The sequence below is a fragment of the Syntrophothermus lipocalidus DSM 12680 genome (genome assembly GCF_000092405.1).
Classification (GTDB): Bacteria; Bacillota; Syntrophomonadia; order Syntrophomonadales; family Syntrophothermaceae; genus Syntrophothermus; species Syntrophothermus lipocalidus.
The window spans coordinates 1499077-1511286 of sequence record NC_014220.1 but is presented as its reverse complement, the minus strand read 5'-3'; the positions used below and the strand labels follow the sequence as shown (position 1 = coordinate 1511286).

Annotated in this window: 13 protein-coding genes; all 13 read left to right on the top strand. The window is 50.7% G+C overall.

The window, feature by feature from the left end; all coding sequences use genetic code 11:
• The first annotated feature begins 24 nt into the window (after positions 1–24).
• The 13 genes from SLIP_RS07205 (at position 25) to SLIP_RS07145 (ending at position 12194) form a co-directional block, all read left to right on the top strand.
• Positions 25–642, top strand: a complete 618-nt coding sequence (locus tag SLIP_RS07205; RefSeq protein WP_013175618.1) for a histidine phosphatase family protein — start codon at positions 25–27, stop codon at positions 640–642.
• A 29-nt stretch (positions 643–671) separates the two neighbouring features.
• The gene (locus SLIP_RS07200) at positions 672–2876 is read left to right on the top strand and encodes an alkaline phosphatase family protein (RefSeq protein WP_013175617.1); all 2205 of its coding nucleotides are present in this window, start codon (positions 672–674) and stop codon (positions 2874–2876) included.
• Positions 2877–3043: 167 nt separating this feature from the next.
• Complete coding sequence (speD, locus tag SLIP_RS07195; RefSeq protein ID WP_013175616.1) at positions 3044–3421, top strand: adenosylmethionine decarboxylase; 378 nt, start codon at positions 3044–3046, stop codon at positions 3419–3421.
• A 267-nt stretch (positions 3422–3688) separates the two neighbouring features.
• Positions 3689–4675, top strand: a complete 987-nt coding sequence (locus SLIP_RS07190; protein ID WP_013175615.1) for a beta-ketoacyl-ACP synthase III — start codon at positions 3689–3691, stop codon at positions 4673–4675.
• A 1-nt stretch (position 4676) separates the two neighbouring features.
• A complete protein-coding gene (gene fabK / locus SLIP_RS07185) occupies positions 4677–5627 on the top strand; it encodes an enoyl-[acyl-carrier-protein] reductase FabK (RefSeq protein WP_013175614.1) in 951 nt (316 codons plus the stop codon).
• A complete protein-coding gene (fabD, locus tag SLIP_RS07180) occupies positions 5615–6562 on the top strand; it encodes an ACP S-malonyltransferase (RefSeq protein ID WP_013175613.1) in 948 nt (315 codons plus the stop codon). Before fabK ends, fabD begins: the two co-directional genes overlap by 13 nt.
• A complete protein-coding gene (gene fabG, locus SLIP_RS07175) occupies positions 6546–7286 on the top strand; it encodes a 3-oxoacyl-[acyl-carrier-protein] reductase (RefSeq protein WP_013175612.1) in 741 nt (246 codons plus the stop codon). Before fabD ends, fabG begins: the two co-directional genes overlap by 17 nt.
• 25 nt (positions 7287–7311) lie before the next feature.
• Positions 7312–7551, top strand: a complete 240-nt coding sequence (acpP, locus tag SLIP_RS07170) for an acyl carrier protein (protein ID WP_013175611.1) — start codon at positions 7312–7314, stop codon at positions 7549–7551.
• A gap of 12 nt (positions 7552–7563) precedes the next feature.
• Positions 7564–8808, top strand: coding sequence for a beta-ketoacyl-ACP synthase II (gene fabF / locus SLIP_RS07165; protein ID WP_013175610.1), 1245 nt, complete (start codon positions 7564–7566; stop codon positions 8806–8808).
• A gap of 9 nt (positions 8809–8817) precedes the next feature.
• Positions 8818–9252, top strand: a complete 435-nt coding sequence (gene fabZ / locus SLIP_RS07160) for a 3-hydroxyacyl-ACP dehydratase FabZ (protein ID WP_013175609.1) — start codon at positions 8818–8820, stop codon at positions 9250–9252.
• 7 nt (positions 9253–9259) lie between these two features.
• A complete protein-coding gene (gene accD / locus SLIP_RS07155; protein ID WP_013175608.1) occupies positions 9260–10126 on the top strand; it encodes an acetyl-CoA carboxylase, carboxyltransferase subunit beta in 867 nt (288 codons plus the stop codon).
• On the top strand, positions 10126–11094 hold the full coding sequence (locus tag SLIP_RS07150) for an acetyl-CoA carboxylase carboxyltransferase subunit alpha (protein WP_013175607.1): 969 nt from the start codon (positions 10126–10128) through the stop codon (positions 11092–11094). Before accD ends, SLIP_RS07150 begins: the two co-directional genes overlap by 1 nt.
• 308 nt (positions 11095–11402) lie before the next feature.
• Positions 11403–12194, top strand: a complete 792-nt coding sequence (locus SLIP_RS07145; RefSeq protein ID WP_013175606.1) for a polyprenyl synthetase family protein — start codon at positions 11403–11405, stop codon at positions 12192–12194.
• Positions 12195–12210 lie beyond the last annotated feature (16 nt).

The window sequence follows — 12210 nt, the reverse complement described above, 5'->3', positions numbered from 1 at the left end:
GTAAGACTAAGGAGAACTGAGAATATGTTGGTGTATTTGGTCCGTCACGGAGAAACCATATGGAACGAGAAGGGGAGGTATCAAGGAGCGACCGATGTTCCGTTAAGCGAACGGGGTATATGGCAGGCGACGAGACTTGCCAGCAGGTTTAGGCAAGCTCCCTTATCGGCGGTGTATTCGAGTGACTTGTCACGAGCCTACCAGACGGCATGCATCATAGCCCAGCCTCACGGACTAGAGGTTGGCGTCATGCCGGAGTTCAGAGAAATGAACTTTGGGGAGTGGGAGGGATTAAGTGCGACCGAGATAGAAGAAGGATACGGGTCCTTATACCGTCACTGGCTTAAGGATCCGGGAACTGTCACTGTCCCTGGGGGTGAATCCCTCGAGTCAGTATTAACCCGGACTTTGGCGGGCCTGGGGCGGTTAACCGCCCTCCATCAGAACGACACCGTACTGGTTGTGACGCACGGCGGCGTTCTTATGGCCTTAGGGTGTTATCTTAATGGGGAGTCTTTTTCATCGTTCTGGCGCTACTACCAGGGAAACGCTGCCGTGTGTTCGCTGGAATTCAAAGGCGGGCTCCCGGTTTTATTGAGCGTGAACGATTTAAGCCACCTGCATGAAGAGCATGGCGGTTAGAGCACATTCAGTTCAAGGAGCGATGTTTTTTGAAGAGAATAATAGCTGTAGCGGCTCTGGTATGTCTACTGGTTTTGTCTTTATGTTTAACGAACCCGGCCTGGGGCAAACAAGAGGAGCCAAAGGTGGTCCTTATCCTTATTGATCGGCTGTCGTTTCAAGATATCGAGAGGACGTCTTGCCCGAACATCACGGGTTTATGGAACCGGGGCTCGGCCGGCTTAATGAATACCCGCACTTTAGGGGCTAAAGACACAGACGATGCTTGTGTTACTATAGGGGCTGGCAGGATGGCCCGTTCGGGCCCGAATGAGCTCTTGGGATTTGATGCGGATGAAGGATACCGTTTTCACCAGCGAAGAGCGGGGGATTTATACCAGGGGCTGACCGGGTACAATCCAGGGAAGCACGAGGTGCTGCTGTTGAATTTACCTGAGATAATAGCGGTTAACCAAGAAGATTCGGCCAAGACCGTTCCCGGGGCTCTGGGGGAGTCACTAAAGCAAGCCGGATTGAAGACCTGTGTTCTGGGGAACGGCGATTTACCCGGGGTTTACCGTAGGAACGGGGTAGCAGTGGCTATGGACGCTTTGGGGTTGGTTGACTTCGGGGAGGTCGGGGAAAAATGCCACGTCTTATCTGGACGCGCTCCCGGAACCTGGGAAACGGACTACACTTTTCTTTGGGACCGGTTTCGCTATTATTGGGATAAATCAGACTTTATTGTAGTCGAGTTGTCTGACCTAACCAGGCTGGAGGCAGGAGAGGCGGCCTTGCCCGATGCTTTCCTCCGCGAACGCCAGCGGCTTCTTCACGAGATCGATTCCTTTGTAGGAGAGGTTTCGCGACAGGTCAACCCGCTGCGCGACCTCTTGATACTGGTCAGTCCCAGCCCTTCTCAGCTTGACAAGGATAGCAAAGTAACTCTGACCCCTTTAATTGTTTACGGGCCTGGGTTTGAAAAAGGGATTATCTACTCCGCAACGACGCGGAGAGATTACCTGGCCGCAAACTTAGATATAGCTCCGACCATTTTAAAGTTTTTGGGAGTAAAGAGTTCGTATCTCATGGAAGGACGAGAAATAGAGACACATGCGTTCATCGGTGAGAACAAGCTAGGGGAGGTAGCCGCTTTATTCAAAGAAACGGCATTTGTCAATCAGTTGAGGGCACCCTTAGTCAAGGGTTACGTAGGGGCCGAAATCGTAGTTTTGCTGTTAATGTTGTTTGTCTTGTTTTTTACTAAGCAGGATAAATACGCACGATGGGTGGAATTCTTGGTATTTGCTTTAGCCTGTGTACCGTTGGTTTTGCTTGTTGCTCCGTTCATACCCGTACGAAATCCCGTAGGTTTTGTAGGATTAACTGTCGTACTGTTGTTAGCGGCAGTTGGAACCATCTTTCGCGCTGCCGGATCCTCAGTATTGAACCGGTTTCTTACCATAGCTCTGTTGACTGTTTTGCTATTGGATATCGATGTTATTACCGGGTGTCAGCTTATCAAAAGCTCAGTTTTGGGATACGATCCTTCGTCTGGAGCTAGGTATTACGGGATTGGCAATGAATACATGGGGGTTCTGATCGGGACTACCATCATCGCCGCCACCATAGCATATCAAAAATGGCGCAACCGGTTTTGGTTGGTCGGGACCGGGGCTTTCTTTGCCTTGCAGGTCTTTATTCTGGCAGCTCCCAACTTGGGAGCAAACGCGGGAGGCACGATTGCTGCGCTTGCGGCTTTTGCCCTTACGGTGATTCTAATGAGCGGATTGCGGCTGCGGGCGAGAACTGTGTTGGGAATTGGGCTACTAGTTGTGTCTCTGGTGGTGTTGATGGCAGCTTTGGATATGCAGCGACCTCCTGAGCTCCAGTCACATATTGGGCGTGCCGCTAATATGATTATTTCCGGAGGGTGGACAGAGGCTTACGGGATAATAACGCGGAAGCTGGCAATGAATATCAAGCTGATTCGCTATACTATATGGAGTCGTGTTTTCTTGGTTTCTCTGGCGACTTTGGCAGTATTGCTTTATAGACCTCATGGTGTGATCAAAAGCATAGGTGAAGAATATCCCTACGTTTTGCGGGGGCTGGTAGGAGTAGTAACCGGGGCTTTTGTAGCTCTGGTATTCAACGATTCTGGGATTGTGGCAGCGGCAACCACCACAATTTTTGCCGCTTCCCCGCTTTCTTGTTTAACTTTAACTTACATGAAAGGGGGCGCAAGAAAGTGAAATTAAGAGATTGCAAGACATAAAGTCGACTAAAGGGATATTATTGCAGAAAGTTGACATGTTCTGCCTATATGATAAAATTACTCTTGTTGAAAATACCTTAAGGAGGTAGATAACGGGTCAAGCTCCAGCTTGATCTCAGTAAAACTTGAGAGGAGGCGGGATAGGTGCAGTCTTTAGGGCGTCACATTTTAGCCGAAATATCTGGATGCAGCTTTGATATTCTCAACGACATGGCATTGGTTCAAGAAATAATGATAAACGCGGCTTTAGAGGCTGGTGCCGAAATTCGGGAGTATGTCTTTCACAAATTTAGCCCTCAGGGGGTGAGTGGGGTAGTAGTCATCTCGGAGTCTCACTTGGCTATTCACACCTGGCCGGAGTTAGGCTATGCAGCAGTCGATATTTTTACGTGTGGACAGAGGGTGAATCCGTGGGATGCCTGTGACTACTTGGCCGAAAGGTTCCAAGCCACTACCGTTAATGCCAGAGAAATCCAGAGGGGTATCCTGGGGGAAGTCCCAAAGCAGGTTATAAATCTTTAGGAGGGATACTATTTTAGTAGACCGAAGAAGCTTAACAGTTGACAGTTTTGCAAGCTAGCGGCCTTGCTTTACTCGATGAGAGGGAGCAAGGCCAAAAGTTTTTTATGAGCACAAAACTGTTGACAAACGATTTTCCGATGTAGGAAGATATTAATAAGTTTCTACTCATCCTTAAATTACCAATTTTTGATGTTTTTTTGTATAATCGGGAACGGGATGAGGAAGTTATAAGGAATGAAACCTGGCGTTGTTTAGGAGGAAAGTTTGATGAGAGCGCAGATCCTTGGCACGGGTTACGCGTTACCAAGCCGAATTTTATCTAATGACGAGCTGGAGCAAATGGTAGACACCAGCGATGAATGGATTGTGACCAGGACCGGGATCAAGGAGAGGCGTATATGCGATAGCAACAAAGCTGCATCAGACCTGGGCTACGAAGCAGCCCGAATGGCAATTGCCCGTGCAGGAATTTCTCCCTTAGAGCTTGACCTAATCGTTGTAGCTACCGTAACGCCGGACATGCTGTTCCCTTCGACAGCGTGCTTGATTCAGGATATGCTAGGGGCTGCTAATGCGGCCGCTTTTGACCTATCAGCTGGTTGCACTGGATTTATTTACGCATTGGCGGTGGCGGAACGCTATTTAGTGTCCCCCAATTGCCGGCACGTTTTGGTGGTGGGGGTTGAGATACTGTCCCGAATCACCGACTACACCGACCGCAATACTTGCGTGTTGTTTGGAGATGGTGCGGGGGCAATGGTGTTGGGAAAAGGGGAAGGTCCCTACGGCATACTCTCTACTCGCCTGGGAGCAGATGGCAAGGGCCGGGATCTTCTCTATATGCCTGCCGGGGGCTCGCGCCTGCCATCCAGCGTAGAGACTGTTGCCAACCGACAGCATTTCATCAAGATGGCCGGCAACGAGGTTTTTAAGTTTGCTACAAGGGTTGTGCCCGATTATGCTTTAAGAGTGCTGAAGGACGTGGGACTGGACACAGGCGACGTTGATCACGTGGTTCTGCACCAGGCCAATATCCGTATTCTTCAGGCAGCAGCCAAAAGATTGAGGGTGCCGTGGGAGAAGATGGTAGTTAACATTGACAGGTATGGCAACATGTCTTCCGCTACGGTTCCGGTGGCGGTGGCGGAAGCGGTTGAAGACAACAGGATAAAGACTGGGGACTTGGTGCTAATGGTGGCTTTCGGTGCCGGCCTGACCATGGGCTCGGTATTAGTGCGATGGGGGAGGGATTGACGTGCTGAGAACTAGGGTGACTGAGCTTCTAGGAATCAAGTACCCCTTATTCCAAGGAGGAATGGCCTGGATAGCAACGGGGCAGCTGGCAGGAGCAGTATCAAAGGCGGGCGGTTTAGGCATCATAGGCGTGGGAGGTGCTGATTCCCGCTGGCTTAAGAAAGAGATTGAAACGGTACGTGGCATAACCGATAAGCCTTTCGGCGTGAATTTGATACTGACGTCTCCTTACATAGAAGAGAACGTTAAGACTGTAATACAAGAGAAGGTGCCGGTAGTTACTACCGGTGCGGGCAACCCCGGCAAATACATTTCTAGCCTGAAAGACCAGGGCATAAAGGTGATTCCAGTAGTGGCCTCAGTAGCTCTAGCCAAGCGTTTGGTCCGACTGGGAGCAGACGCGGTGATTGCGGAGGGGATGGAGTCAGGCGGGCACATCGGGGAGATGACTACTATGTGTCTCGTACCGATGGTAGTAGATGCAGTGGATGTTCCGGTGATTGCCGCAGGGGGGATAGCCGATGGACGAGGGTTTGCGGCGGCCTTGGCCTTAGGCGCTGAGGGAGTGCAGATGGGTACCAGGTTCGTTTGCGCTGAAGAGTGCCCGGCTCACCCGCGTTATAAGGAAAAGGTTTTAAAAGCCAAGGATAGAGATACGGTCGCATGTGGACTTTCTACCGGTCACCCGGTTAGAGCTATATATAACCAGTTTATCCGTTACTACCTGGCCCGTGAAAAAGAAGGGTTGAGTCCTCAAGAACTGGATGAACTTGCCTCCGGCAAGTACCCGGCGGCCGCCCTTGAGGGGGACACTGATAACGGCACAGTCCTGGCAGGACAGATAGCCGGTTTGGTGCACAAAATTCAGCCGGCTGAAGAGATCGTGCTGGAGGTTATGGAACAAGCGGAGAGTGTTTTGAGAAAAATGGGGGGGTACTTGTGCTCCGATTAGCCTTTGTTTTCCCGGGACAGGGTGCTCAGTATGTGGGGATGGGCAGAGATCTGGCCGAAAATTTTAAGGAAGCACGCGAAGTATTCGAACAGGCCGACGACGTGTTGGGCTATAGCCTGAGCAGGGTTTGTTTTGAGGGACCAGTCGAGGAGCTGGACCGCACAGAGGTAACTCAACCAGCCATACTCGCTACTAGCATCGCCGCTTTTGAAGTACTGAAGTCTCGAGGAATACTGCCTTGTGTAGCGGCTGGTTTGAGTTTGGGCGAATACAGTGCTTTGGTTGCGGCCGGTGCCCTGGATCTTGAGTCAGCTCTGAAACTGGTGGCAAAGCGGGGACGGATCATGCAGGAAGCGGTTGCTGAAGGGCGGGGAATGATGGCGGCGGTCGTGGGCATGGATTCCGGGGTAGTTGTAGAGGCCTGTCAAGCCAGTTCTTCATATGGAGTGGTGAGTGTCGCTAATTATAATTGTCCCGGGCAAATTGTGATATCAGGCGAAAGAATAGCTGTGGAAAAAGCGATGGAGCGCTTACGGCAAGCTGGCGGGAAAGTGGTGCCCCTGGCAGTCAGTGTACCTTCTCACTGTTTGCTGATGAAGGACGCGGCTGCCTTGTTGCTACAGGAGTTAAGCCTTGTGGACTGGAAGGAGCCTAGTTTTCCTGTTATAAGCAACGTAACCGCCCGCGAGATCCGTTGGGAAGAGATCAGAGAATCATTGACACAACAGTTGTTTCACCCGGTTCTATGGGAGCAATCGGTCGCATATATGTCAGGGCGAGTAGACTATTTTGTAGAAGTGGGACCCGGGAAAGTTCTCTCCGCTCTCATTAGAAAACAAGCCAAGAAACAGATGCTAGGGAATGTCGAGGACGCGTCTTCTCTGAGTAGACTCCTGGCAAAATGGGAGGAGGTTGACCATGGTCAGCGAAAATAAGGTGGCTGTAGTTACGGGAAGTGCCCGCGGAATAGGCAAAGCCATAGCTATGCGTCTGGCCCGCGAAGGGTTCAGGGTAGTGCTCAATGATGTGGGGGCCCAACAAGAATTGGATGAAGTCGTGGAAGAAATCAAGAGTTTAGGTACGGAGGCCATAGGAGTCCTGGCGGACATATCCGATCCCAAACAGGTAAAAGGACTTTTCCAGCAAGCCGTTGCAGCCTTTGGAACAGTAAACGTTTTGGTTAATAACGCTGGCATAGCCCGGGATAACCTGTTGGTTCGAATTTCCGATGAGGAGTGGGAGCAGACCCTGAGGATAAACCTTACCGGAACTTTTCTCTGTACCAGAGAGGCAATCCGTATTATGATGAAAAATAAGCAAGGCAGGATAATTAACCTTGCTTCGGTAGTGGGCTTGTCGGGTAACGTAGGTCAAGCTCATTACGCGGCTTCAAAAGCGGGAGTTATAGGCTTCACGCGTTCGGTTGCCAAAGAATACGGAAGCCGGGGTATCACGGTAAACGCGGTTGCACCGGGATACATAGAGACAGCTATGACGGCTAGTTTTTCTCCTGAGGCTCGGCAGTCCTTGGTATCCCGTATACCGTTAGGAAGGCCAGGCACTCCGGAAGAAGTGGCCGCGGTTGTGGCTTTTTTGGCCTCTGACGATGCTTCCTATGTCAATGGGCAAGTCATCCCCGTAGACGGGGGCATGACATAAAAACAACTTTCAAGGAGGAGATACTGTGTCGGTTTTTGAAACCATCAAAAACGTAATTGTAGAGGTATTGGACATCGCTCCGGAGGAAATTACCCTTGAATCCAGTTTCACCGATGATTTGGGGGCGGATTCGCTTGACGTGGTGGAAATGTTGATGCTATTGGAGGAAAAGTACGAACTCGAGATACCGGAAGAGGTTGCTGAAAATATGAAGACGGTTAAGGACGTAGTCGAGTACCTGGAAGCAAGACTGCAGGGAAAATAAGGGTGAGCTAGAATGAAGCGAAAACGGGTAGTGGTCACTGGGTTGGGGGTTATCAGCCCGGTAGGTAACGATATTCCCTCGTTTTGGGATAGCCTGCTCCGAGGCCAAAGCGGGGTGAGCGTTATCGAACGATTCGATGTCTCGGCTTACCCTACCAGAATTGCGGCTCAAGTAAAGCATTTCAACCCGGGGGATTTCTTTAGCCGCAAGGAAGCACGGCGGATGGACAGATTTGTCCAATTTGCCTGTGCGGCGACCAAGATGGCCTTGGAGGACTCGGGCATAGTGGTCGATGCGACTCTGGCGGATCGAACAGGCGTATGGATTGGGTCGGGTATAGGAGGACTGGAGACTTACGAAACCCAACACAATAATCTGATCAACAAAGGGGCGGGTGGTGTCAGCCCGTTTTTCATACCGATGCTTATCCCTAACATGGCTTCAGGTCAGGTGTCGATAATGTTTGGTGCCAAAGGACCCAACGGCTGCACGGTAACTGCCTGTGCCACCGGCACTAACTGTATTGGCGACGCGTTCCGTATCATCCAACGCGGCGATGCAGACATTATGATAGCAGGAGGTGCAGAAGCAGCCATAACTCCTCTGGGCATAGCCGGTTTTTGTGCTATGAAGGCCCTGTCGACGAGAAATGATGAACCTGAGAAAGCCAGCAGGCCTTTCGATGCCGAGCGAGACGGTTTCGTTATGGGAGAAGGCGCCGGCATCGTGATACTGGAGGAAATGGAGCGAGCCCTGGCACGGGGGGCCAGGATTTACGCAGAAGTTATCGGGTATGGGAGCACCGCGGACGCTTATCATATCGTTCAACCCGCGCCGGACGGTGAAGGGGCGGCAAGGGCCTTTGCCCTGGCTCTCAGAGATGCGGGAATTGAGGCCAAAGACGTGGACTACATTAATGCCCACGGTACGAGCACTGATATGAATGACCCCATGGAAACTAAGGCTATTAAGAGGACTTTTGGAGAACATGCTTATAACGTGGCTATCAGTTCTACCAAAAGCATGACCGGGCATATGCTGGGCGCTGCAGGGGCGGTAGAGTTGATGGTTGCCGTTTTAGCTTGCAAAAACGACATTATTCCCCCGACCATTAATTACACGACTCCGGATCCCGAGTGCGACTTAGATTACGTGCCCAATACTTGTCGGAGTCGAACTGTACGAGTGGCGGTTTCCGATTCCCTGGGGTTCGGCGGGCATAACGCTGTGCTGGTCGTTCGTAAGTTTGAACAATAAGGTGGTTTTATGCTGAGTGCTGGTGATATTCAAACCATACTTCCCCACCGCTATCCGTTTTTATTGGTTGACCGCATTATCGAGTTAGAGCCGGGAAAAAGGGCGGTTGGGATCAAGAACGTAACGGTCAACGAGCCCTTTTTCCAGGGGCATTTTCCCGGTGTGCCGGTAATGCCGGGGGTGTTGGTGCTGGAGGCTCTTGCCCAGGTAGGGGGTTGCGCTCTTTTGTGCCAGGAACAATACCGGGGACGGCTGGCTTATTTTGCCGGGATCGACAAAGTAAGGTTTAAGCGCATGGTGGTTCCGGGGGATCAGTTATTACTAGAAGTGGAGTTGACAAAGATGAAGAGCCTCATCGGCAAAGCCCAGGGTCGGGCTACGGTCGGGGGCGAACTCGTGGTGAGCGGAGAGTTCATGTTTGCGTTGGAAGACGGGAGGGCATAACTGATAGATGTTGAAGGATGTATTTGACCGTAAGTCTAACAAAAAAAAATACGTTACCCTTCCGGTTCATACTCCTGACCTCCCGCCCATAGAAATACCTGCGGTCAAGCGGTGTCCCAGATGTGGAAACCGAACCAGGCAGGAGGAATTGGATACCAACCTCAAGGTGTGTCCGCAATGCGATTATCACCATCCTTTGTCAGCCGGAGAACGGATATGGATGATTACGGACGAAGGCAGTTTTACCGAGATGGACCGCGGATTAACTTCGGTTGATCCGATAGCTTTCCCTGGTTACCGGGAAAAACTGGATGCGGCACGGGAGCTTTCCGGTTTGCCAGAAGCGGTAGTTACCGGCAAAGCCACCATTGACGGTATTCCGGTTTTCTTAGGGGTTATGGACGGCCGCTTCATGATGGGAAGTATGGGGTCGGCGGTTGGGGAAAAGATAGCAAGGCTTTTTGAAAAGGCCCTTGACGAAGAATTGCCGTTGATCATGTTCACCACTTCGGGTGGGGCTAGGATGCAAGAAGGGATGCTTTCTTTGATGCAGATGGCCAAAACCGCGGCGGCGGTTGGGCGATTTGCCGGAAGAGGACTTCTCTACATAGCGGTGCTGACGCATCCCACCACTGGGGGAGTGACCGCAAGTTTTGCCACTTTAGCGGATATCATTCTTACCGAGCCGGGAACGATGATAGGTTTTGCCGGGCCCAGAGTCATAGAGCAGACCATAAGGCAGAAACTGCCACCCGACTTTCAAAAGGCCGAGTCTATGCTCAAACACGGGTTTATCGACAAGATAGTGCATCGTAAAGAAATGAAACAGGTGCTGGCGCTGCTCTTGTCATTGCATGCAAAGGGGGCGGTATAGTGCCAGATATTCGCCCTTTGGATTTTGAGAGGGATTATCTAGAACTGAAGGCCAAGCTGGAAGAGCTGAAAGACATAGCCGAACAGAAGAACATCGACCTGGCCGAGGAAATATCCAGTCTGGAAAGTAAGGTAGCTCGTCTCAAGGAAGAACGCTACCAAAATCTTACTCCTTGGCAGAAGTACCAGATAGCAAGACACCCTAACCGGCCGACGACTTTGGACTATATCGGAGCCATATTTACGGATTTCATTGAACTCCATGGTGACCGCTGTTTTGGAGAAGACCCGGCGATTGTCGGTGGATTGGCCAGGTTCGAAGGCTTGCCGGTAACGGTGGTTGGTCACCAGAGAGGCAAAGACACGAACGAGAACCTGATGCGCAATTTTGGGTGCCCGCACCCGGAAGGGTATCGTAAGGCTCAACGGCTGATGAGGCAGGCTGAGAAATTCGGACGTCCGGTTATATGCTTTATCGATACCCAAGGGGCTTTTCCCGGGATCGAAGCGGAGCAGCGAGGACAGGGATGGGCTATTTCTCAGACGATAATGCAGATGGCTAGCTTGAAGGTCCCCTGTATCAGCGTTGTTATTGGTGAGGGAGGAAGTGGCGGGGCTTTAGCCTTGGGAGTCGCGGATCGGGTGTTGATGCTTTCTTATAGCGTTTACTCGGTGATTTCTCCTGAAGGTTGTGCATCTATCTTGTGGAATGATGCTTCCCGGGCAGAAGAGATGGCGCGGTATCTGAAGATGACCGCACCGGATCTCGCGGCTATGGGTGTGATCGATGAGATTGTCCCGGAACCCTTAGAAGGTGCCCACCGGGACAATGAAAGCACGTTCGAGGTAGTAAAATCTAGGTTAAGATTGCATTTGCGTGAACTGATGGAGAAAAACCCTCAAGAACTAGTCCATATGCGGTACCGGCGCTTGCGGAAAATCGGAGTTTTTTCAGAAGACGAGATGTGATTATTTGACACAGAATGACGCTGATCATTAAGTAAATTGTGATTTAGACGCTGATTAATTCGTTAATCAGCGTCGAAATTATATAATACCCGTGTTAATCAGTGCCCATCAGTGCCCATCTGTGGCTCCACCTTCATAGCAACCCCTTCCGCCCCTTTTTCACTTCCAAGCCATGTACCTTCTTTTCATACAATCCCTGATGGTTTAAAATCTAATAGGTACCTCAAGCTGTAAGTTAGCGGGTTTCAGTAAGAGACGGATCCGGCTACAGAGGTCATTTGGGGGAAGAAGGGGGATCAATACATTCAATGAACCTGCCGGTCGTTGCCGAGGTCAGGGATGAATTAGCAGCGAGTAATGTGCTGATGGACAAGAACTTAGGTCCGTGGCCTCTGGAAGTGGTTTGTTTTTTTCGAGACATGGAAAACGATTTACACTGGCGCATGCTACCGCAAGTGACAGCTTTGGTTTATCGAGGACTAAAGGTAGGATTTCGGTGCACGGTATACATGGTCACTATATTTCGCCTTGCTTATCTCGCTAACCATATTCATGATATGGTGGGCGACGATGAAGAGGGGCAAGGATATGACGGACGTCTCCAGTTCAACATCCTGATCGGGGACTACCTTTTCGGGAGGGTGTTGAAACTCTTAAGTGAGAATGATTCGCAGTATCTGGCTCATACTTTTGCGGAAATGATAATGGAGATTAACGAAGGTAGGGTCATCCGAAAAATGAAGGGCGGAAATAAAAAGGATCTGGAAGTAATAGCGAAAGAAAAAGCAACGCTATACAAAAACGCTTTCCTGACGGCTTCTATGGTGGCTAACTTGCCAGCTGCGGAACAACTAATCTATCGAGAGGTCGGAAATAAACTGGGACTTGCACTGGGCGTAGAGTACGAAAAATTGCGTCACGTTTCATCCCTTTCTTATTTGGAAGAAGCCCGAGATTTGTTATTGCTTACCAGTGACGATTTCAAGGATGAGCTTCGCTTAATCGATAGGCTTGTCAATGAGGTCTGGAACTACACGTGGCAACTGAGGGCTATTTCGAAGTCGGACTCCGGCGGCGGTGTACCCGCCCAGGTGTTTTAGGACGGCTAGGTATTTC